The sequence below is a fragment of the Blautia sp. AF34-10 genome (genome assembly GCF_003477865.1).
GTDB lineage: Bacteria > Bacillota > Clostridia > Lachnospirales > Lachnospiraceae > Fusicatenibacter > Fusicatenibacter saccharivorans.
This window is the reverse complement of the sequence record NZ_QUED01000008.1, coordinates 101,634-124,644: the sequence shown is the minus strand read 5'-3', so window position 1 is coordinate 124,644 and position 23,011 is coordinate 101,634. Positions and strand designations below refer to the sequence as shown.

Below are 23,011 nucleotides of genomic sequence, written 5' to 3'. Positions count from 1 at the left end.
GGCGTTACCCCATCATTCCACCTATCGGATTACCAGTTCACAGACTGGTTATTATTTAATAAACCAACACTGTGCGCAGACTTTTTACCGCCTGCGAACGTGTCGCACTCACCCAAAAATCTTCGGAAGCTTTTTCCCCTTCGCCTTTGGTATTAACAATGATTGTTGTCACCAGCTTCAGGATATCTTTTTCAGACCGTATATAAGCAAATGGATTGTAATGAAGCGATTTGGAAAAATTGATAGTATTCAGAACCTTAATCACATATGGCTCATGAACTACTTTTCCAGATCTATCTTTCATAATATTTCCATTCTTATCTTTCTTAGGTGGTCCCTTTGCTAACATCTTCCCGCACTCCTCAATCAGAGTGCCTTTCGGATCTGTAATGACCATGGAACAGTTCATCTGCATGACTGACGGCTTAACGAAAAATCGAGTTTTTCCGGAACCACTGCCGCCAATGACCACTATATTTTTATTTCTTGCATACTTTGGCTGTTTAGGTCTACTTTCCATAGTCAATGCTTCTGTTGCTGTCAATGGAATATTCATCCAGGGATCTTCCGACATATAAGGCTTGATATCCTCTGCGGTTCCCCATCTAGCTGAACCATACTCGATGCCTTTCCGTAATTTCTTTGCGTCTGCCTGTTTCTGCCAGACCAACACTTTCAGAACGACTGCAACAACAATACCTGCTAGCAGATCTTTCCAGTTATTGCTTAACACAAAACCTGCAAAAATCCGGTCTGCGTGTTCCATTGCATATAATAGTTTGTTCCCCATATCTTCTCCCGGACTGTTCCGGTAAAGAAAAAATGCCCGGTCTGCATAGAAAGCAGCCAGAGCATAAGGGATATTTGTAAGAACCAGTTTCTTTTTATCCAGGGCGGACAGCTTACCCCCGATTTTATTCTTCCACTTCTGCATCAGAGTTTTGCCGCTTTTCTTTTTCATCGACTCTGCTCCTGATGCCGGTTCTTTACTTTGTCCTTCGTCTTCTTTTGCATCATTGCCCGGTAAGCTGCAAGACGCTTATGAATGGAAGGTTTATTCGCTTTTTGAATCTGTTTCTGGGAAAACTCACGGAAAGCAGCATTGAGTGCATCCTGATCACGCCCCTTGAAGAATACCAGATAAACCGGAGGTTCTTTGCTCTTGTCTTTTTTCAGAGCATAATTGATCCCATATTTTCTGGCATACCGTTCAAAGGACTTGATATTTTTGTCCGTGATCTCGATATTGACCATCCCGGCATTCTGTTTTGCCAGCTCTTTTACCGTGACCTTTCCCTGTTTCGGCTGATTTTTCTGTGCTTTCTTCTCTACTGATTTCTGCTTCTGATGACGCAGATACGCAACAAGAACCTTTTTCAACAGGTCTGCCGTAATCTTAGTAGCCCGAATACAGAACGTGACCGTTTTCTGAGTTACCTCTTCCTGCATGACTTTTCCCTCCTTTCAGCGATTCAACTGCTGTCCAGATCTGTAATCATGGCAATCACCCCCTTTAATAAAAAAAGACAAATTAACCGGTAATCAGGTTCTGCACCTGTACGAGTTTTTCTGTTCCTTCTTCTTTTCTCTTATCTTCTCCACCACAATAGATGGGAACACACATTTCAAGTATTCTACTGTAAATACGCTGATGGGCAGTATCCAAATCTGTGGATTTCATTTCATTCAGTCCCAGATTCGTTGTTACGATCAGCGGAAGCATTTTACAATAGCGGCTGTCTATCACATTATAGACCTGCTCCAAAGCAAACTCAGAATTTCGTTCTATTCCTAAATCATCAATAATCAGCAGCGGATAATCCACAAGATTTTGTATAATCTGGTTCTTATCTGCCTGATAGCTGGTCATTTCATTTAAAATCCTGGAAAAATTCGTCATCATGACACGTTCTCCCTGTTCCAAAAGTGCATTTGCAATACAGCCTGCAAAGAAACTTTTCCCAGTTCCAACTGGTCCCATCAAAAGCAATCCTACATTTTTTCTCTTCATATCTGTCCAGTTTTCTACATACTGCCTGGCAATTAGTGTCTTCTGGTTGCTTCCATTGTCATTTTCAAATTTCCATTCCCAGAATCTTCTTTCCCGAAGTCCGACGGATTTTCTCTGATAAAGCAGCCGCTGTGCTTCTTCCCACTGCATCTTTTCATCCAGTTCCTGTCTGGCTTTCACCTCGCATTCGCACAAACAGGACACTACATGCTCAAATCCCATCAGACTGACTTTCATCTGTTTTCTTTTTCCACAGATGCCACAATGAAGACATCCCTCTTTGTCCAGATAATCTGCTGTTACTTTATTTTCCATCACAGGCTTTCTCCTTCCTGAAATTCATATTTATCCATTCCTGCCCTGGCTCCATCCCGTTCTGCCCAAAGACAGATTGTTGCAAAATGGTTCTGATATTCTTTTCCACTGGATTTCATATAAACAGAAAGATGATCAATTCGTTTCTGGTAATCCCATGGAAAAAGCATCATCAACTCCCGCAGTTCAGCTTCCGACAGAACAACATTTTTAAATCTCCCATACAGACTGAATTTTTCTTCCAACGCGGGAGTATTGCCATTACTCTTATCAGTATGATTCTTTTCAGTCTTATTTATCTTAGTATTACTTCCATCCAGATTTTTGCAGTCCGGACTTCTATTTTTTTGCGTTCCGGACTTCCAGTTTCTTGCAATCCGGATTTCCAATTCTTTGCAGTCTGGATTTCCAGTTTCTGGCGTTCCAGAAGCAACGTATCTTACTGGCTTTCCTCTGATCCGTTTCACAAAATTTTTCACATATATGACAGAAGGACGATTATTCCCCTGCCGATACCGTTCGATCAATCCAATTCCATGCACACTGTCAAGCTCATAAAGAAGCTTTGTTACTGTTGTATGCGACATTCGCAACAGCTCCTGCAATTCTGCAATCGTGTAAATGATATAGACATAACCATCACTGTCAATCCAGCCATTTTTCTTGGATAGACTGATTCGATCAAGCAGAATTCCGTAAAGAAGCTTTGCGTCTGTGGACAGGCTTGCAAACTCTTTTTCTGTGAACAGAGCTTTTGGTATCCGAAAGAAAGAAAACTGGTCAGATTCTTCTGCTCTGAAATATTCAAAATCTGCCATAATATTTTCCTACTCTTCTACATCAAAATCACAATTTGCAGCACTGCCTGTACCATGACATAATTCATCAAGCACATAATTGAATGCATTCATCGCTTCTTCCAAATAGATTTTCCTAGCCTCTTTATCACACGCATACATATCGGCAATAAATCCTTCATCATTTCCTATTGCGTGTACCAGAGTCTCCAGAACTTTCATAAATTTCTTTTTTGAACACTTTTTATTCTGCCTGTTCACATATTGCTGAATATCCAGTACTCTATCAGCATTTTCCTCATTCTCTTCAAGAATTCCAAACGCCAGATCCATGCCAAATTCATAGCCATCACAGGAAATCTGATCAACATCAAGCTGTCCCAGCTCATCTCGATAATTTCTTTCTTCCATTGAAGTCAGTGGTGTCTCATATTCATCCAGATATCCCATATCTGCAATTGTTTCCAGAATATCTCTGGATGCTTTCACCATTTTGTCCATAATGATTTCTCTTTCTTCCATCGGCATATTTGCCATAATGCTGTCTAATGTCATCATTGATTCTTCCTCCATCTCATTTTCATAAATATCGTTGATATAAAAGTGGTTTGCCTTTCCATTGTTCGGAATGATACGCACCAGATTTCCAACATCCACCAGTTCCTGTACTGCCTGATCTACCCCATATCTAGTTGTATTCAGGTCTTTCTTCATTTCACTTTTTGGATAGATTACATACAAATCCCCCTTACCATCTACCCAATCATTCTGCACCGCAAATTTCAAACGATCCAGAAATAAGCTGTATAAAATCTTTGCTGTATTTGACAGATTTTTGTATTTTTCCATCTGGAACAGCACCTTCGGCACCTGCAGACAATCTACCGGCATATACTCCATCTTACTCATTGATTGTTTCCTCCTTCTGTTTGTACAGCACTTCAGCTGAATTGATATTGATTTCCAACATCCCTACAAATACCTGATAGTACAGAAGGCATATCTGTTCATCCTCTCTTGCCAGATACAATCCTTCCAGTTCATCGGACGGATGTTTCATTCCATATACTGCCTGACAGATATCATGGATTTTCTCACATTCCACACTTCTAAGATGCTGCTCCAAGGTGTGGTTAAATCTCTGCCAGTCCTCCAGTTTCTGATTTACTGACATCATGCACTGGAACAGTTCCGCTGCTTCACATGCTGCTGACAGCACTACATTTTTGTTATTGATACTTCCATCGGCATTTTTCATATGCCCTACCATATACGCCTGATCTACTGAAACCATCTTTTATCCTCCTCTATCTAAACGGCATTTCTTCTTCCATGCCCTCTGGGATCTCTAAGAACCCTTCCGCATCTTCTGGAAACGGTGGTCTGTCAACCATTTTTGCACCTGCGAATTCAATCCGGTTTGCATACACTTCGGTGGTATAAATTTTTTTCCCGGTATCCTTATCTTCATAATTACCTGTGACAATCTCGCCTTCCACCATGACCTTCGTGCCCTGCATCAGATAATCTCTGGCAAATTCTGCTTTCTTTGCAAAAGCCTTTACCGGAATGAAACTGACTTCATCGGAATAATTTCTTCTGACTGCCAGAACAAACTTGGCAATCTTATGAAGTCCTTTTTCATTCTCCACTTCGTTGTATCCGGGATTTCTTACCAATCGCCCGGAAATAACTGTTGTATTCATTGGCTTAACCCTCCTATGCTTTCATTGATTTGTAACAGATGCCGATACATGGTCCACATTTTCCATAGGCACATCCGTAACATTCATCTTTTTCCAACTCTTCTTGCTTCATTTCATCGGCAAACATTCCTAACAGTGTTGTATAAATCTTTTTCATTGCAAGGAACTTTTCTTCTGCTTTTTCCATCTTCTCTTTGTAAAATGGGATCAGTTCACGAAGAACTGGATGGAAACGTTCATTTTCATCATCCCAGGCACAGGTTTTCATCATACAACGTGGCTGTTTCTCATAATTGCCCAGATAATACGGGCAGAACGTACAGCCTCTTTCTTTAACAATTTCCACCGGAATTACTGGCATCTGACTTTTGATTTCCTTAGTTACATGCTTACTTTCAATTCGCTCTCTCATATTAAAAATCCTCCAAGAATATATATTTACAAAAGGGACTTCCCCTGAATTGCCTGGTTTTAAGCACAAAAAAAGAGGCAGACTTACGATTTTTGTTTTCGCAAGCCTGCCTCTTATCAATCTAATATTCTATTTTCCAATGACATACCGTATAAACACGTATATTGCTCTAATCACATACACTGGAATCATGATACTTCCAATCAATGCTCCAATGATGACACTTAATGCAGCCATCCCAAGTGTTGCTGTGGTATCCATTCCTCTCGGAATCAGAATCAACCGCATTTTATGTATTCCAAATGGAAGTCCAGCAATAAATACCCACCAGAACCAATCTGTCTGTCCACTGACCTTCATAATTGTTTTTGTCATCCAAAACCAGAATACCATAAATGCCAGTGGCAGAATCGATTTTTTAATTACATCTTCAATCGTCATCTTTTTTCTCCCTCTGTCTGATTCCTTCCGCCACCTCCCGATTAAGGTTTGCCAATATTTCTCTAACCACAGGAGAATCCAATCGAAAGGTTTCCAGATCTTTCTCCGTAAGCTCCCTTCCGTTCGCATCATATCTTCGTACAATTTTTAAAGCCATACTTTCACTTCCTTCCTGCTGATAATCCTAATGTTTTCAACAAATGTTTAAACTTCTCTCTTTTTATCCGTTTAACACGTATCTTTTCTATCTTTTTCAGATAGACTTGTATTCTACTTGCCATATCTTCATTGCTCATTCTTTACCCTCTCTTTCTGCCCACGATGCCAGAAGCATAAATATAATTTCTTCCATCTGAGTCTTTGTATATGTATCTGGAAAATATTGTTTCAATTTCTTCGCCGGAATCTGCACCTGAACTTTTTCAGTACTTTCATTCATGCAAATCTGGTCAATTTCTGAATACGTCAACATCCGCTCTTTTGAAATCTGCTTCAATTCCTTTGCCTGCTTCATGGAAGGTACCATATTGTGATTACTCATATACTGAAATAATATCTGCTGCTCTTCAGTTCTCAAATAAGAAAGTTCAACAGCTGTGTTAAAGGGAAGCTTCTTCTCGTCTGCCAATTCTAATAGCTCTGCTACTAACTCTGTCAGATGAATATATCGAAGAATCTGTCTGGAACTATCTCCTGTATTCTGACTGACTTCTTCTGCCGCCAACTTCTTGCCAACTTGGCAAGAAGTTAAATCAGATCGTTTTCCCTGACGCTTTAACGCCTCATATTTCATTTTATAAGCAAATGCCTTTTCGCTGATCAGCAGCTCTTCTCGTTGAATGTTGGAATCTACCATAATCACCGTCGCTTCATCATCTGTTAGATCTTTGATGATAACCGGCATTTTCTCTAGTCCAGCAAGTTCACATGCTCGTTTTCGCCGATGACCAGCTACCAGCTCATAACCACCGGATTCTCTCAACCGCACAATACCAGGAACCAACACGCCATATTGTGTAATACTTTCCGCTAATTCTTCCATTTTCTTATCATCTCTTACTTGAAACGGGTGATTCGTAAATGGATGAAGACTTCCTATTGCTATCTCACTAATTCCATTGGTTGTCTCTTCGTTTGTTCCAAACAATGCATCAAGCGGCTGTAAGGAAACGGGAGTTGCTCTTTTTTTAGATGGCATCTTTCAGCACCTCCTCCGTCACTCTCCGATAAGCTTCTGTAGCTTTGCCTTTCGGATCATAAGAGAAAATACTCTGTCCTTCTCTGACTGCTTCCTTCATTCTTACAGAAAATGGAATATAATTATCGAAGATATGAATTTGACTTCCATATACATTTCTGAGAAGTTCCATATTATTCCTGGCATCATTCGTATGAGCATCGACCATCGTAAACAGAATTCCACCGACTTGCAGCTTCGGATTGATTTGCTTACGGACCTTACCGATTGTTTTTAATAACTGCTGCAATCCTTTGATTGGCAGGTAAGACGCTTCAACCGGAATTAGTACTTCATCTGATGCAGCCAGTGCATTGATTGTGATCATTCCCAATGATGGCATACAATCAATGATAATTGCATCATATTGATCCTTGATACCATATAAAATCTGTTTCAATACATATTCCCTGCTCATTGCATTTACCAACTGTACTTCCGTACCTGCCAGTCCAATGTTAGAACAGATAATGTCTATTCCTTCTGCCTGATGCCTGATATAACAGTCTGAAGGAATATCTTCATCTTTCATTACTGTATCCATAAGAGCTGTAAGTGTTTCATTACTTTCATCACAATCACGATATCCAAATCCTGCGGATACATCAGACTGTGGATCGGCATCAACGATTAACACTTTCATATTCTTTTGTGCTAATCCTACTGCTAAATTAGCTGTACATGCTGATTTTCCCGTTCCCCCTTTTTGGTTTACAATAGAAATTACTTTTGCCATAATCTTTCCCTTCTTTCTTGTTAAATAAAAAGACTGAATCAGACAGCTGAGATATAAATCTCATGCGAGCTAATTCAGTCCAAAATATATTTTTATTCAATTATCACCGCTTTCGTGGTATAGTAAATACATCTCAGCAGAGTTCTGAAATTCTATTACTTCTGTACTGTGTTATTTATAAAAGAGAGGCCTTTCCTTCATAAATTCGTTGATTGGTTACGAAATTTATTTAGGACTAAATCGCTAGAGCCCTTGTATTATAAGGGGTTCTGCCTTGTGTCATTATAATAACACAAGCACCGCCGTTTAAAATATTCATCATCGGCACGGGCATACGGCTTGTGTGGCAGCCGCCCAGGTACTGGTACAGCGGCAGATGAAGCGCATTTGCCGCCGCGCGCGCTACAGCAAGTGAGACACCGAGAATGGCGTTTGCCCCGAGGTTTTCTTTCGTTTCGGTTCCGTCTGCCTGGCACAGGATATGGTCAATCCGCTCCTGCTCGAGCGCATTCTCGCCGACAACGGCATCGGCCAGCACGGTATTGACCGCTTCTACAGCCTTTCTCACGCCCTGCCCCAGATAGCGCACTTCCTGATCTCTTTTTTCCAGTGCCTCAAATTTTCCTGTCGATGCCCCGGACGGCACCTGGGCACGCCCCATATGGCCTTCCAGCCCGAGAATCCCCTCCCCGACGGCCACTTCCACCTCTACGGTCGGATTTCCGCGCGAATCCAGAATTTCTCTTCCTGTCACGCTTCGAATTGGTAAATATCGAAACATAGTTTTCCCTCCTGTTTTGCTGCAAAGTGAACAGTAACCAAGTTTCTTCTCTGCGTTCACAGTATGACCGTGCTATGGGAAAAATATGTTGCTCTCTCTGTCGAAACCTCTTTTTTCCAGTCCTTATTCTTTTCAAACATAAAAAACGCAATATGAAAGCCATCCGATTTTTCCATTTTCGGATGCTTTCATAAGTTAGAACTGTGCATTGGACTGAATCCTTTCTTTTTTTGTTCTTTTGTTCTTTTGTTTCACTTTGGGGTACTTCGTTACGTTTTCTTGGGTCCATACCTTCGCTTTCTTAGTTTATGGGGTAATTCGTTATGTTCTCGGTGGTCCGTCCTCTCTTTCTGTTTTTTTCTTCCGTTTTCTTTTGTTGACTTTACTATATCAGTTTTCTCACCGTTTGTCAACACTTTATTTTGATTTTTTATCTGTTTTTCATTTTTATTCTGTCTCTTATTGCGTAATTATTTTTATTTTCAGATTATTATGATAAAATATCCCTGCCGCACCCGTTTCAAAACGAATCCGGCAGGGACATTTTCACGATTTCTCTTTATTTCTTAATCAGCAGGGATTTTCCTGTCATTTCTTTTGGCTGCTCCATTCCCATCAGCTCGATCAGGTCGGTGCGATGTCTGCCAGGCATCCGCCCTCTCTTAACGTGTAGGATGGGTCTGCATTAACCAGAATGAACGGAACCGGATTGGTGGTATGAGCGGTGTATGGCTCGCCGGTCTCATAGTCTACAAGCTGCTCTGCATTTCCGTGGTCCGCACAGATAAACATCTGGCCGTCAACCTCTTTTAATGCATCAACTGCTTTGCCTACGCACTCATCAACAGCCTCAACTGCCTGGATTGCTGCGCTCTCAACGCCGGTATGGCCAACCATATCCGGATTTGCAAAGTTGATGATGATGACATCGTATTTCTGGGAACGGATGGCATCCGTCAGCTTGTCGCATACTTCGTAAGCACTCATCTCCGGCTTCAGGTCATAAGTAGCAACCTCGGGGATTTCACAAGGATTCTGTCCTCACCTTTATTTGGCTCCTCAACGCCGCCATTGAAGAAGAAGGTTACATGTGCATATTTCTCGGTCTCGGCGATACGAGCCTGCGTCATGTTATGTGCTGCCAGATACTCACCGAAGGTATTGGTGATCTCTTCTTTTTTGAATGCAACGGATTTGTTCGGGATGGTCTCATCGTATTCCGTGAAGCATACGTAGGTCAGATCCAGACGTTTTTCTCTCTCAAATCCGGTGAACTCATCTGCACAGAATGCTCTTGTCAGCTCTCTTGCACGGTCCGGGCGGAAGTTGAAGAAAATCACAGAATCTTTATCCTGAATCGTTGCAACCGGTTTTCCGTCTTTTTTCAGAACGGTCGGCAGAACGAACTCATCGGTTTTTTCAGCATCATAAGAAGCCTGAACAGCCTCTGCCGCATCGGTTCCTTCTACGCCTTCCCCTTTTGTCAGAGCTTTGTAAGCCAGCTCGACACGATCCCAGCGGTTATCACGGTCCATTGCATAGTAACGGCCGGAGATCACGCCGATTTCGCCGACACCGATCTCATCCATTTTTGCCTGCAGCTGCTCAACATAGGATTTTCCGGATGCCGGAGGAGTGTCACGGCCATCCAGGAAGCAGTGTACATAAACTTTCTCGAGACCCTTACGTTTTGCCAGCTCCAGAAGTCCGAATACGTGGGTGATGTGGCTGTGAACACCGCCGTCAGAAAGAAGTCCGAACAGGTGCAGTGCGGAATTATTTGCTTTTGCATTTTCAACAGCCTTTACCAGCTCTTCATTCTCGAAGAAATCACCGTCCTGGATTGCTTTCGTGATTCTGGTCAGCTCCTGATATACAACGCGGCCTGCGCCCATGTTCAGATGGCCTACCTCAGAGTTACCCATCTGTCCGTCCGGAAGACCTACAGCAAGTCCGCTGGCCTGTCCTTTTACGTACGGGCACTGGCTCATCAGCTGGTCCATAATCGGAGTTTTTGCTTCGCAGACAGCGTTATGCTCGCATTTGTCATTCAGTCCATATCCGTCAAGAATCATTAATACGGTTGGTTTTTTACTCATTGTGAATTCCCTTCTTTGATTTAATTTTGGGGTAACAATCCAGATCCCCATCTCGATTCCGCTTACGCTGCATCTCGATGTTGCTTTTCGCCATATGAAACTCCAGAAAAAGCGCTCCTTCATGCAAGCATGATTCGCGATTTTTCTTCCATTTCGCATGGATCTGAATTGTTACATTTTGTTAGTATACCCGGATTGTCGAAGAAATCTCCTGGATCATCGACATTCCGCCTAAAATCTGCATGGCATCCTCAAAATGGCGCTCTTTGACCTCGTCCGTAATGACGACGATCTCGGCGTATTTTCCATTGACACGTTTCTGAAGCATCTGTGCAATCGAAACCTTGTTGTTTCCAAAGACAGAAGCTACCGATGCCAGCGTTCCATACCGATTTTCAATCTGCATGCGTACAAAATATTTCGACTTAATTTCGCCGACACGCTTGATCGGGCATTCCCGGTAGCATGTGCAGCCGATTCTGCCGCAGCAGTTCCATAAAATATTGCGCACGACATCGAAAATATCACCCACAACAGCACTCGCAGTCGGAAGCTCTCCGGCACCTCGTCCGTAAAACATCGTATCCTGTACGGCATCGCCTGTCAGGAATACGGCATTGTAGGAATCATTGACAGTCGCAAGCGGATGATTGCTGTCGATCAGCATCGGATGAACGCGAGCTTCGATTCCTTCCGGGGTATCTTTTGCCACGCCGAGCAGCTTGATCGTGCATCCCATCTCTTTTGCGTACTGGATATCGGTCGCCGTGATTTTGGTAATGCCTTCGGTGTAAACATCTTCAAATGTCACTCTGGAATTGAACGCTGCTGAAGCAAGAATTGCCACTTTCCGGCCGGCATCAAGACCTTCCACATCTGCGGTCGGGTCTGCTTCCGCATAACCCATGTCCTGCGCCAGACGGAGTGCATCGCCAAACTCCATGCCTTCCTGCGACATTTTTGTCAGAATAAAATTTGTGGTACCGTTGAAAATACCCATCAGCTCTGTGATATGATTGGCTGCAAGGCACTGTTTCACCGGACGGATAATCGGAATTCCTCCCGCCACGGATGCCTCGTAGAGAAAATCCTTTCCGTTTCTCTTTGCTGCCGCAAGGATTTTTTTACCCTCAGATGCCACCAGGTCTTTGTTTGCCGTTACAACATTCTTTCCTGCATCCAGGCAGGCAAGAATGTAATTCATAGCCGGCTGTTTTCCACCCATAACCTCAACAACAATCTCAATCTCCGGGTCATTGGCAATGTCCTCAAAGTTCATGGTAACGATCGACGGATCATCAACCTTTGCAGCTGCTTTTTCCACATTGCGCACGAGAATTTTTTTCAGCTCCACACGCGCTCCCAGCTTCGGAAGCATTTCCTCCTGCTGGCTTTTCAGCACTTTGTACACACCGGTACCGACGGTGCCAAGACCCAGCATTCCGATTTTAATTACTCTTTCCTCTGCCATACTCATCTCTCCCTCTTATTTCAGGGATACGATGCATTCAATTTCTACTTTTGCTGCTTTTGGAAGAGCGGCAACTGCTACACAGGAACGAGCCGGTTTGGACTCGCCAAAGAAAGCACCGTATACTTCATTTACCTTGGCAAAATCGTTCATATCGGTCAGGAAAATGGTTGTTTTCATCACTTTCGTGCGGTCAGTTCCTGCTGCTGTCATGATTGCGTCCAGATTCTTTAAAGAGAGGGTTGCCTGCTCTTCTACGGTTTCCGGGATCACGCTGCCATGCTCTACATCAAAGCCAAGCTGTCCGGAAATAAATAAAAGGCCATTGTCTGCGACTGCCTGTACATAAGGTCCGATTGCTGCCGGTGCTTTTTCTGTATTAATGATTTCTCTTGCCATAATCATATTCTCCTTTATGCTTTCTTTCGCGTCGTCTGATTTGCCGCGTTTTTTCCCTCTATCATGCGGTTTTTCCGACACTTTTGTCGTTCCCATCATATCACATGTGGGAGATGTCCGCAAGTGCGAAAAAGCCGCTCCCGGACACAAGAAAAGTTCAGAATCGTTCATTTCACATATCCAAATTCTATTAATTCATGTATGAACGCACTCCGTCTAGGATATCTTTTGTGATATGTCGACATAACAGCAATCACTTGTTTCTTTGATAACTGTTCTGTAAGTTCGTCTGATTTTCTTAAAAAAGCCGGTAAATTCATTTGCCTTTTCCAATCAAATCATCAATCCTATTTCATTTTATCCGTCAATATCCATTTTCCTTTTCGATTAGACCCCTCACGGATAACTTTACCTTCATGCTGCATTTTTGTAAGCATACGCTTAATCGTTGCCGTAGAAACTGCAAGCGCTTTTGCTAATTCTTTCTGAGTCAGTTCCGGATTTTTATAAATCATTTCTGACAATTGAATTTCAAGGTCATCTTTGGGATCATGATTGGGGTCATTGGGATCTCGATCGAGGTCAACAGGCTCATGATTGAGATTATCGGGCTCACGATTGAGATCATTTGACCCATGATTGAGGTCATGATCTCGATTTTTGACCTCAATGACCTCATTCTGGCCGCGATAAAGATTGATGCGGAAAGCTACTTCCATATCAATAAATTCCGGTTCACGCAATCCGTATTCCTGCATAGCCTGCATAAGTTTCGGAATACCACTTCCCCATGCTTCCACAAGGTTCATATAGGCAAAAGCATTGGCAAGCGAACGATTTCGGATTTTTGAAAATCCTTCCTTCATCAACTCAATCGTTACGCCAGGAAGCAGTCCACCAGGAGATGTGATCTCCAAGCGATCATCATAAATTGCCACCTGAATATTAGAATTCTGAATGTAACTGCAATTCATAACTGCATTAACGATCAACTCACGGATACTATCCGGCGGCAGTTCATAAATATCCTGTCGATATACTCCTTCCAGCCGACATCCCATACGAATATTTCTAAGGACAAACTGCACCGCTTCCTCTACTTGCTTCCAAAGCGGTCCTTCATAATTACGTCGATCCAAAAAGACAGCTCGCGTCGTTCCCTTAAACACAGCGCACTGTATCATGGAACGGAGTCCACCTTGTCCCGTTAAATAAATATACGCATTTGTCGGATAGATTTTTTCATTCTCATCTTTTTTCAAAATTCCCCAACTGAGCAAAACATTTTTCGTTACATCTTTAACTGCTGATCGCTGAAGATTGGATTTGCAGTTGGCAATAGCAACTTCCTTCATTTGTTCACAGAGACTTTTAATATCTTCATCGGTCACTTCTATATCTCTGCGGATTATTGAATCAAAAGAGCGGGCATCGCATTCATAATATAATTCTCTTGACATATCACGGTCAGCAGGGCGTGTTGTTCCAGAAACTCGAATATATACGCCATTCTCCAGCCCCTCTGCCTTAATATAATATGGTTTCCGACGTCCCGTCCTGATTTCTGCAACAATTACAGGTTTATCATTTATATTTTGCAAATAAACATCCGGGATAATTGTAGGTTCACAACTGTCAGAAATAGCATTCGTAATCGCATCAATCTCCCGAAAAACTTTATCCTCCGGAATGCCAACAACTTCTCTTGTTTTATCGTCAATACCAAATATAATCCTCCCACCTTTTCCGTTAGCGAAAGCAACAACCGTTTTCATATATTTCATGCTCTTGTCTGGACGTTGTACTTTGAATTCAACGTTCTTGGATTCTCCAGCAAGGATTTCTTCTATTGTCATCCGATCACCTCCATGATTAAGTTTTGTCCATGATGACTCTATTATTTTGCTTTTTGCTTCCAATGTGGTTCCATTCATTTATGACTATTTTCCGTATGGTGCTTCAGATTCTGCCGCCATCAACACTGTTTCCTGATCGCTCAGATCGTATGTCACGGCTTTATGCTCTGGCTCATTAAAGGAATACGAACCACCGATACCGAAATATTTTTCAAAAAACGTTTTCAGTTTTTCAATGACTCTCTGTTTTTTCTTGGCTCTTCCGCCACCACCAAAACGAGAAATTGGCGGCATGATTTTATCTATATCCGTTCCCGCTGTTTTGATCTCTCCGTCCCGAAACGCATTCTCTATGAACTTTCGTGTGTCTTTCGGCTTCAATTTTTCTTCCACAATAATTACATTAAGATCATAATCACGCTGTTCCACAACAAATTCATGCCACTCATCCATAACATCGTCCACATCATTGATTCCTGCAATAAAGGTTTCAATAGCTGTTTCTTGCTGCGCAGCTCCGGGCTGGCATCAATCGCTTTATTGATGGTTATCAGCACTTCCTTATCTTCACAGTGGGTATCATGATACTTCTTTACAAGCATCAGAATATAATCAATGTTGATTTCTACCTGCCGGATCAATTCAATTTCAAACACCACATCATCTGTAATATCCGTACTTTCCCGGCGTTTCCGTTTCCACTCGTCACGCAAATCCTGATAACGTCCAATGTAGTCTTGCAAATTGCGCTCAGAAATCAGCTCATTCCCCTTAAATTCGTCAAAGGAAAGCAGAAGGTTTCTCATACGAAGAATAGCACCAAACAAAGCAATAAAATCCTTCTGGTTCTGCTCTCCGACAATCTGCGGTTCTGACAGCGGAAACTTATGATTCAATTCCTCCATCAGATCCACATACCCTGGCATTGGCTTACCATCTACGGATTCATATCCGTAATAGTAATCCTTAAAGCTCTGCAGCAAAACAATGCCCCCGGCATTCTTATCCCCAAACAAGGAAATGGCACTATCTACTCGCTTCTGCAGATTTCTGAAACATACAATATTTCCAAAGGTCTTGATAGAATTCAGAATACGGTTTGTACGGGAAAACGCCTGTATCAGTCCGTGCATTTTCAGATTTTTATCCACCCACAGCGTATTCATAGTCGTCGCATCAAAACCGGTAAGAAACATATTGACTACGATCAGAATGTCCAATTCCTTATTCTTCATGCGAAGCGACACATCTTTATAATAATTCTGGAATTTATCACTTGAGGTATCGTAGTTCGTATGGAACATTTTGTTATAATCCTTGATTACTTCTTCCAGAAACTCTCTGGACGGCTGGTCGACAGATATAAAACAAGCATATCACGAAAACGTGAATTTTTCAATCCGCGCAAAAAATCACTCCGCTTCAAAACACAGAAACGAAGTGATTTCTTTTTGCACAAACTGGCACTCTCTATAGCTAAATCAAGGATTATATGTTGCATAAAAAACAGCAAAGCGCCACCAAACATCTCACCTTCAGCATTTCTGCCAAATTCACCGTGTTTGGTGGCGTCTTAGTCTGTTTTATTTATTGATTTCGTATAAAAATCAATTATTTATTGTAGTTTACGATAGCTCCGAAATCTGGTTTCAGGGATGCTCCGCCTACCAGGCCGCCGTCGATGTTCTCCTGTGCGAACAGTTCCGGTGCGGTTTTTGCGTTTACAGAGCCGCCATACTGGATACGGATAGCTGCTGCTGTTGCATCATCATAGATTTCAGCGATGCACTCGCGGATGCCTTTGCAAACTTCCTCAGCCTGCTCTGTTGTAGCAGTTTTGCCGGTTCCGATTGCCCAGATTGGCTCGTAAGCGATAACGGCTGTTTTTGCCTGATCTGCTGTTACATTCAGGAATCCAACCTTTACCTGCTGACGGATGAAATCCATCGTTACACCCTGCTCTCTCTGCTCCAGAGTTTCTCCGCAGCACATGATCGGGGTGATGCCGTGCTCGAAAGCTTTCAGCATTTTTTTGTTTACGGTCTCGCTGGTCTCTGCGAAGTATTCTCTTCTCTCAGAGTGGCCAAGTACAACGTATTTCACGCCAGCGTCTGTCAGCATAGCCGGGGAGATTTCGCCTGTGAAAGCACCTTTCTCCTCAAAATACATATTTTCAGCACCAATCTGGATGTTGGAGCCTTTTGCAGCCTCTACAACCGGGATGATATCGATGGCCGGTACGCAGAAAACCACGTCAACGTCGTCATTTGCCACCAGTGGTTTTAATGTATTAACTAACTCTACTGCCTCGCTCGGAGTCATGTTCATTTTCCAGTTTCCGGCGATAATTTTCTTTCTTGCCATGATCGTTTGATCTCCTTAGTTTTACTTATTGAAACGGTTCAGAGCCACCTCTCGATTCCGCTTGCGCTCTGAATCGTTGTTTTATTTGTCGTTTGCTGCTGCAACGCCCGGCAGTTCTTTTCCTTCCAGGAATTCCAGGGAAGCGCCGCCGCCAGTGGAGATATGAGTCATCTTATCGCCATATCCAAGCTGATTTACAGCTGCTGCGGAATCTCCGCCGCCGATGATCGTAACTGCATCTGTTTCAGCCAGTGCTGCTGCAACTGCTTTGGTTCCTGCTGCGAAATTCGGCATCTCGAAGCATCCCATCGGTCCGTTCCATACAACGGTTTTAGCAGTTTTAACAGCGTCAGCGAACAGTTTTGCAGTTTCCGGTCCGATATCCAGACCTTCCCAGCCATCCGGAATCTGTCCGGCCGGAACAACCTGTGTATTTGCGTCGTTTGAGAATGCATCTGCAACAACGTTGTCTACCGGAAGAAGCAGTTTCACGCCTTTTGCTGCTGCTTTTTCTTTCATTTTGTTTGCATAATCCAGATAATCCATCTCAAGCAGAGAATCACCAACGGTGCCGCCTGCTGCTTTTGCGAAGGTATAAGCCATACCACCGCCGATGATCAGGACATCAACTTTATCGATCAGGTTGTCGATAACAGAAATCTTGCTGGATACTTTGGATCCACCAAGGATGGCAACAAACGGACGCTCCGGATTGTTGACAGCATTTCCAAGGAATGCGATCTCTTTCTCCATCAGATAACCAACAACTGCAGTGTCAACATATTTAGTAACACCAACATTGGAGCAATGAGCACGATGTGCGGTTCCGAATGCATCGTTTACGAATACGTCGCACAGGGAAGCCAGTTCTTTGCTGAACTCCTCACCGTTTTTGGTCTCTTCCGCACGATAACGGGTGTTCTCCAGAAGGATTACATCTCCGTCTTTCATAGCCTCAACAGCTGCTTTTGCGTTCGGTCCTACAACCTCAGGATCTGCTGCAAATTTAACTTCCTGTCCGAGAAGCTCGGAAAGGCGAACTGCAACCGGTGCAAGAGAAAGCTCTGGTTTTGGTTCTCCTTTCGGTTTTCCAAGATGAGAGCAGAGAATTACTTTTCCGCCGTCAGCGATCAGTTTTTTGATCGTCGGAAGAGCAGCTACCAGACGGTTCTCATCTGTGATTTTTCCATCGATCAGCGGAACGTTGAAGTCGCATCTTACAAGGACTCTTTTTCCTTTTACGTTGATATCATCTACGGTTTTTTTGTTTAACATGGGCGTTTCCCTCCATATATCCAACTGCATCTGCCGCGCCGTTTCTTTGTTTTTGCGGCATCGCGGTCCTTATTTAAAAATGCAGTTTATAATTTTTGCACACGGAAAAGGGCTGTTTTTGTGCCGTATTTTTCCGCCGCATTCGCAAAAAGGGTCCGGTCCTTAACAGACCGGACCCTTTGGGCTCTGAAATTTTGCCGTTCAGTTTGTTAAATTATGCTAACTCGCTGAAGTATTTGATGGTACGAACCATCTGGCTTGTGTAGGAGTTCTCGTTATCATACCAAGAAACAACCTGTACCTCTGTTGTTCCGTTGTCCAGCGGAAGAACCATGGTCTGAGTTGCATCGAACAGAGAACCATATCTCATACCAACGATGTCGCTGGATACGATTTCATCTGTGTTGTATCCGAAGGACTCGGTTGCAGATGCTTTCATTTTTGCGTTGATCTCGTCAACAGTTACAGTTCCTTCTACAACTGCTGTAAGGATTGTGGTAGAACCGGTTGGGGTTGGAACACGCTGTGCAGAACCGATCAGTTTGCCGTTCAGTTCCGGAATAACAAGGCCGATTGCTTTTGCAGCACCTGTGCTGTTTGGAACGATGTTAACTGCAGCTGCACGGGATCTTCTCAGATCGCCTTTTCTCTGCGGTCCGTCCAGAGTCATCTGATCTCCAGTGTAAGCATGGATAGTAACCATGATACCGGATTTAATCGGAGCCAGTTCGTTCAGAGCTTTTGCCATAGGTGCAAGGCAGTTTGTGGTGCAGGATGCAGCGGAGATGATGTTATCGTCTGCTGTCAGGGTCTCATGGTTTACATTGTAAACGATGGTCGGAAGGTCGTTACCAGCCGGAGCGGAGATAACTACTTTACGAGCACCTGCATTGATGTGTGCCTGAGCTTTTGCTTTGGAGGTGTAGAATCCGGAGCACTCCAGAACTACGTCTACGCCAAGCTCTCCCCATGGGCAGTTGTTAGCATCCGGGAAAGCATAGATTTTGATGTTTTTGCCATCTACTGTGATGGAATCTTCATCGGATGTTACGGTATCAGCCAGAGCATATTTTCCCTGAGAAGAGTCATATTTTAACAGATGAGCTAACATCTTCGGGGATGTTAAATCGTTGATTGCTACTACTTCATAACCTTCTGCTCCAAACATCTGTCTGAATGCAAGACGTCCGATACGGCCAAAACCATTGATTGCTACTTTTACTGCCATGATTTTCAATTCCTCCTAAAAAGTGAATTTTAATTTTGAGTCTCTGTACTTTGTTAAAGAAACATCAACCTTATCTGTATAATACCTAATTTCGTCGGAAAATTCAAGTTCTATTTTCAAGAAAATACGAAATTATTTCTAAAATTTGTGAAGAGGCCGGATGCCGATCCGTATTTCTGCAAAATTTCGAAAGATCCGTCTATTGCAGAAAAAGCCGGAATCCAGCCTTTCTGGGGCTTTTTTCCGGCTTTTCCTGCGCGTTTTCTATTGGATCGGCAGATATTCCGGCTTCTTCTCTTTAAACCGCACGTAGTACCGGAATCCGGCTTCCTGCGCGATGGCTGCCGCGTCCGCGAAATGAAACGCTATATGTTCCGGTTTGTGGGCATCGGCACCGAAGGTGATCTTTTCGCCGCCCAGTTCCCAGTATCTTCTGATAACATCCGGCGTCGGATTCGGCACGCCAAGGCCTGCCTTGTAGCCGCCGGTGTTGATTTCCAGCGCGATATCGTACTGAATCAGCTCTTTTAAAATGGTATCGATCTCGTCCGCAAATGCGCGGTAGCTGTAATCTTTTCCCTTTTCTCTGCAGTAGCGTACCACATAATCCAGATGACCAAGCGTCTGGAAATTGTGGAAGAACCGGATATTTTCTGCTGTAGCCCGAAAATACGCCCGGTACAGCTCTTCTGCTGTCCAGTCCGGGAAAGCATCCTCATAATAGGGGTCTTTTCCGTCAATGACATGCATGGATCCGATCACATAGTCGAACGGCCACGCATTTACATACTCTTCCATCCGTTCTTTTAAGTGGAGCTGCAGTCCCAGTTCCACGCCGAATCGGATATCGATTCTGTCGTAGTATTTTTCCTGCAGTTCCCGGATTTTTGCCGCATATGCCGGTGTATCGAGCTGGAACTCGCCGGTACTGTAATCCATATCGTAGTGATCCGTCAGGCAGATTGCCGGAAGTCCCAGCTCGACTGCCCGTTTTACCATCTCTTCTGTTGGTGCTTCGCTGTCACTTGAAAAGAAACTGTGCATATGACAGTCCGCTATTTTCATCTTTCGGCCTCCGTAATCGTTCCGCCTCCGCCGACACAGCCGTCCACGTAGAAGACAACAGCCTGTCCCGGTGTCGGAGCACGCACGCCGTCCGGGAAGGTACAGGTAATCTCATCTTCCCCGGTCCGTTTGATCACGCACGGGGAGCCTTTGTGCCCGTACCGGATTTTTGCGGTGCAGGAGAGCTCTTCTCCAAGTTCCAGCGGCGGAATTGCCATATAGTTTACTTTGTTTGCTTTTACTACTTTTGCGAAAACCTCTTCATTTTCGCCGACCACAACCTCGTTCGTCTCCGGACGGATTTCCAGTACGAACACGCGGTGTCCCATCGGAAGGCCGAGTCCGCGGCGCTGTCCTACGGTGTAATGGGTAATCCCCTCATGGGTACCGAGGATTTCACCCTTTGTATTCACGAAATTGCCTTTCGGTGCCACGATTCCTGTCTCGTTCTGGATAAAGGAAGCGTAATCCTGATCCGGCACGAAGCAGATTTCCTGGGAATCCTTCTTTTTTGCTACCGGAAGACCGATTTTTGCTGCAATCTCACGAATCTGATCTTTTGTGTAGTCTCCGACCGGCATCAGCGTATGCGAAAGCTGCTCCTGGGTCAGATTATACAGTGCATACGTCTGGTCTTTTGCCGCTGTTACCGAATTTGCAATCGCATACCGTCCATTGGCAAGCTGTTCGATTCTTGCATAATGTCCGGTCGCAATGTAGTCCGCTCCAATGGAAAGACTGCGCTGAAGCAACGCTTCCCATTTCACATAGCGGTTGCAGGCGATACACGGGTTCGGTGTTCTGCCGCAGAGATATTCGTTCGTGAAATAGTCCATGACGTTCTCACGGAACTCTTTTTTGAAGTTCATGACATAATACGGAATGTCCAGCACCTGTGCCACGCGCCTTGCATCATCAACAGCAGAGAGGCCGCAACAGCCCCCGTTTTCCTCCTGGACTGTCTCGGCCTCATCCTGCCAGATCTGCATGGTCACCCCGATGACATCGTATCCTGCTTTTTTCAGGAGATACGCTGCCACCGAGGAATCTACGCCGCCGGACATTCCAACGACTACTTTCTTTTTTCCCATACTTAGTATTCTTCCTCTTCCTCGCCCTCGCTGATATCAGACTTCGGTTTTGCAAGACCTCGATCTTGATGTGGTGTTTCTCTGCGTAATCCCAGAGTGCAGCGTGAATTGCTTCTTCTGCAAGCAGAGAACAGTGAACTTTGACCGGCGGAAGTCCGTCGAGTGCTTCCATAACAGCTTTGTTGGTTACTTCCAGAGCTTCCTGGATGGTTTTTCCTTTTACCAGCTCGGTTGCCATACTGCTGGTTGCAACTGCGGCGCCGCAGCCGAAGGTTTTGAATTTGCAGTCCTGAATGATTCCGTTATCGTCGATGTCAAGATACATTCTCATGATATCGCCGCATTTTGCATTTCCAACGGTACCTACACCGCTTGCGTTCTCAATTTCTCCTACATTTCTCGGATGCTGGAAATGATCCATTACTTTTTCACTGTACATTGTTATTCTTCCTCCTGAACTATTTCAAAGCAGTCCTCCTCCGGCACAGCTTTTACCTGAATTTTTCTGTACCGGCTTTCTGGATGGACTGTCTTATTTTTTTAAACTTATTTACCCTGCTGTTTTTTGATGTAATCCTCATACAGCGGGGACATGCTGCGCAGACGGTCTACGATCGCTTTAATCTGCTCTACAACAAAATCAACGTCCTCTTTTGTGATCTCCTCACTTAAAGTCAGACGTAAGGAACCGTGTGCTTTCTCGTGCGGCAGTCCGATGGCCAGCAGTACATGGGACGGATCCAGGGATCCGGAAGTACATGCAGAACCGCTGGATGCGCAGATACCTTTCATATCCAGCATGATCAGAAGGGACTCTCCCTCGATGAATTCAAAGCTGATGTTGCAGTTGTTCGGCAGACGTTTTACCGGATCGCCGTTGAGACGGCAGTTCGGAATCTCGGTTAAAATACGGTTGATCAGATAATCACGTACTTCGATTTCTTTTGCGGTACGCTCCGCCATAGTTCTTGCCGCACGCTCTGCCGCAACTCCATATCCTACGATGCCCGGTACATTTTCTGTTCCGGCACGGCGTTTTCTTTCCTGCGCACCGCCGTGTACGAAGGAGCGGATTTTCACACCCTTTCGGATGTAAAGGAAGCCGATTCCTTTCGGTCCGTTAATCTTATGACCGCTGGAACTGAGCATATCAATATTGCACTCATCCACATTGATCGGGATCTGGCCAAATGCCTGTACAGCATCTGTGTGGAATAAAATATTGTGTTCTTTTGCAATTCTTCCGATTTCCTTGATCGGCTGAATCGTTCCGATTTCGTTGTTTGCCGCCATAACGGAAATCAGAATGGTCTCAGGTGTGATGGCTGCTTCGAGTTCATCCAGATTGACAACGCCGTTCTCATCGACGCGATATAGGTGATTTTCGCACCGCGCTCTTTTTCCAGATACTCACAGGTATGAAGAATCGCATGATGCTCGATTTTTGTGGTGATGATGTGGTTTCCTTTATTTTTATATGCTTCAAAGGTAGCTTTTAACGCCCAGTTATCGGACTCGCTGCCGCCGGCTGTGAAATAAATTTCCTCCGGTTTTGCGCCGAGCACGTTTGCGATCTGCTCTCTTCCTTTGGTGATGGCTTCTTTGCTTTTTCCTGCAATTGCATAAATACTGGATGGATTTCCGTAGTATTCGCTGAAATAAGGAAGCATAGCCTCGACAACTTCCGGGGCTGTTTTTGTTGTTGCCGCATTGTCCAGATAAATCAT

The 23,011-nt window shown here is 44.0% G+C and carries 20 protein-coding genes and 6 pseudogenes; all 26 read right to left on the bottom strand.

Features of this window, described 5'->3' with window-relative positions; genetic code table 11:
* Positions 1 to 97 precede the first annotated feature (97 nt).
* Positions 98 to 961 (bottom strand): annotated as a pseudogene (locus DWZ60_RS07115) (type IV secretory system conjugative DNA transfer family protein); the annotation flags it as partial.
* Positions 958 to 1,449: a PcfB family protein gene (locus DWZ60_RS07110; RefSeq protein WP_118142728.1), complete on the bottom strand. Its 492-nt coding sequence runs from the start codon at positions 1,447 to 1,449 to the stop codon at positions 958 to 960. The pseudogene DWZ60_RS07115 and the gene DWZ60_RS07110, both read right to left, overlap by 4 nt.
* An 82-nt stretch (positions 1,450 to 1,531) precedes the next feature.
* The gene (locus DWZ60_RS07105; RefSeq protein ID WP_118142727.1) at positions 1,532 to 2,326 is read right to left on the bottom strand and encodes an ATP-binding protein; all 795 of its coding nucleotides are present in this window, start codon (positions 2,324 to 2,326) and stop codon (positions 1,532 to 1,534) included.
* Entirely contained in the window at positions 2,326 to 3,144 is an 819-nt protein-coding gene (locus DWZ60_RS07100; RefSeq protein ID WP_118142726.1) for a replication initiator protein A, read from the bottom strand. The genes DWZ60_RS07105 and DWZ60_RS07100 overlap by 1 nt, the downstream gene beginning before the upstream one ends.
* Positions 3,145 to 3,153: 9 nt before the next feature.
* Positions 3,154 to 4,032, bottom strand: a complete 879-nt coding sequence (locus DWZ60_RS07095; protein ID WP_117579928.1) for a replication initiator protein A — start codon at positions 4,030 to 4,032, stop codon at positions 3,154 to 3,156.
* Entirely contained in the window at positions 4,025 to 4,417 is a 393-nt protein-coding gene (locus DWZ60_RS07090) for a hypothetical protein (RefSeq protein ID WP_055060295.1), read from the bottom strand. Before DWZ60_RS07090 ends, DWZ60_RS07095 begins: the two co-directional genes overlap by 8 nt.
* A gap of 13 nt (positions 4,418 to 4,430) precedes the next feature.
* Positions 4,431 to 4,829 (bottom strand): single-stranded DNA-binding protein, encoded by a 399-nt coding sequence (locus tag DWZ60_RS07085; protein ID WP_005344165.1) that lies wholly within the window; start codon positions 4,827 to 4,829, stop codon positions 4,431 to 4,433.
* A 13-nt stretch (positions 4,830 to 4,842) separates the two neighbouring features.
* Positions 4,843 to 5,241 (bottom strand): hypothetical protein, encoded by a 399-nt coding sequence (locus DWZ60_RS07080; RefSeq protein WP_044921493.1) that lies wholly within the window; start codon positions 5,239 to 5,241, stop codon positions 4,843 to 4,845.
* A gap of 129 nt (positions 5,242 to 5,370) precedes the next feature.
* Positions 5,371 to 5,682: a DUF6050 family protein gene (locus DWZ60_RS07075; RefSeq protein ID WP_022068206.1), complete on the bottom strand. Its 312-nt coding sequence runs from the start codon at positions 5,680 to 5,682 to the stop codon at positions 5,371 to 5,373.
* Positions 5,672 to 5,839: a hypothetical protein gene (locus DWZ60_RS17475; RefSeq protein WP_165853758.1), complete on the bottom strand. Its 168-nt coding sequence runs from the start codon at positions 5,837 to 5,839 to the stop codon at positions 5,672 to 5,674. The genes DWZ60_RS07075 and DWZ60_RS17475 overlap by 11 nt, the downstream gene beginning before the upstream one ends.
* 4 nt (positions 5,840 to 5,843) lie before the next feature.
* Positions 5,844 to 5,978 carry a hypothetical protein gene (locus tag DWZ60_RS18630; RefSeq protein ID WP_015524546.1) on the bottom strand — a complete coding sequence of 45 codons (135 nt, stop codon included), beginning with the start codon at positions 5,976 to 5,978 and terminating at the stop codon, positions 5,844 to 5,846.
* Entirely contained in the window at positions 5,975 to 6,880 is a 906-nt protein-coding gene (locus DWZ60_RS07070) for a ParB/RepB/Spo0J family partition protein (RefSeq protein WP_118142724.1), read from the bottom strand. Before DWZ60_RS07070 ends, DWZ60_RS18630 begins: the two co-directional genes overlap by 4 nt.
* A complete protein-coding gene (locus DWZ60_RS07065; RefSeq protein WP_118142723.1) occupies positions 6,870 to 7,655 on the bottom strand; it encodes a ParA family protein in 786 nt (261 codons plus the stop codon). The genes DWZ60_RS07070 and DWZ60_RS07065 overlap by 11 nt, the downstream gene beginning before the upstream one ends.
* A gap of 298 nt (positions 7,656 to 7,953) precedes the next feature.
* Positions 7,954 to 8,436: pseudogene (gene eno / locus DWZ60_RS07060) on the bottom strand (phosphopyruvate hydratase); the annotation flags it as partial.
* 559 nt (positions 8,437 to 8,995) lie between these two features.
* A pseudogene (gpmI, locus tag DWZ60_RS07055) lies at positions 8,996 to 10,535 on the bottom strand (2,3-bisphosphoglycerate-independent phosphoglycerate mutase).
* 181 nt (positions 10,536 to 10,716) lie between these two features.
* Positions 10,717 to 12,006, bottom strand: a complete 1,290-nt coding sequence (locus DWZ60_RS07050; RefSeq protein ID WP_117509088.1) for a homoserine dehydrogenase — start codon at positions 12,004 to 12,006, stop codon at positions 10,717 to 10,719.
* Positions 12,007 to 12,021: 15 nt separating this feature from the next.
* Positions 12,022 to 12,405, bottom strand: coding sequence for a RidA family protein (locus DWZ60_RS07045; RefSeq protein WP_055218381.1), 384 nt, complete (start codon positions 12,403 to 12,405; stop codon positions 12,022 to 12,024).
* 347 nt (positions 12,406 to 12,752) lie between these two features.
* Complete coding sequence (locus DWZ60_RS07040; protein ID WP_117509089.1) at positions 12,753 to 14,261, bottom strand: ATP-binding protein; 1,509 nt, start codon at positions 14,259 to 14,261, stop codon at positions 12,753 to 12,755.
* A gap of 84 nt (positions 14,262 to 14,345) precedes the next feature.
* A pseudogene (locus DWZ60_RS07035) lies at positions 14,346 to 15,565 on the bottom strand (type I restriction endonuclease subunit R, EcoR124 family).
* Positions 15,566 to 15,872: 307 nt separating this feature from the next.
* Positions 15,873 to 16,625 (bottom strand): triose-phosphate isomerase, encoded by a 753-nt coding sequence (tpiA, locus tag DWZ60_RS07030; protein ID WP_022463322.1) that lies wholly within the window; start codon positions 16,623 to 16,625, stop codon positions 15,873 to 15,875.
* Positions 16,626 to 16,706: 81 nt separating this feature from the next.
* A complete protein-coding gene (locus tag DWZ60_RS07025; RefSeq protein WP_022463323.1) occupies positions 16,707 to 17,900 on the bottom strand; it encodes a phosphoglycerate kinase in 1,194 nt (397 codons plus the stop codon).
* Positions 17,901 to 18,114: 214 nt separating this feature from the next.
* Positions 18,115 to 19,128 (bottom strand): type I glyceraldehyde-3-phosphate dehydrogenase, encoded by a 1,014-nt coding sequence (gene gap / locus DWZ60_RS07020; protein WP_022463324.1) that lies wholly within the window; start codon positions 19,126 to 19,128, stop codon positions 18,115 to 18,117.
* Positions 19,129 to 19,392: 264 nt separating this feature from the next.
* Positions 19,393 to 20,193: a histidinol-phosphatase HisJ family protein gene (locus DWZ60_RS07015; RefSeq protein ID WP_117760395.1), complete on the bottom strand. Its 801-nt coding sequence runs from the start codon at positions 20,191 to 20,193 to the stop codon at positions 19,393 to 19,395.
* Positions 20,190 to 21,284 carry a tRNA 2-thiouridine(34) synthase MnmA gene (gene mnmA, locus DWZ60_RS07010; protein WP_055218213.1) on the bottom strand — a complete coding sequence of 365 codons (1,095 nt, stop codon included), beginning with the start codon at positions 21,282 to 21,284 and terminating at the stop codon, positions 20,190 to 20,192. Before mnmA ends, DWZ60_RS07015 begins: the two co-directional genes overlap by 4 nt.
* Positions 21,285 to 21,286: 2 nt before the next feature.
* A pseudogene (nifU, locus tag DWZ60_RS07005) lies at positions 21,287 to 21,723 on the bottom strand (Fe-S cluster assembly scaffold protein NifU).
* Positions 21,724 to 21,830: 107 nt separating this feature from the next.
* Positions 21,831 to 23,011: pseudogene (nifS, locus tag DWZ60_RS07000) on the bottom strand (cysteine desulfurase NifS).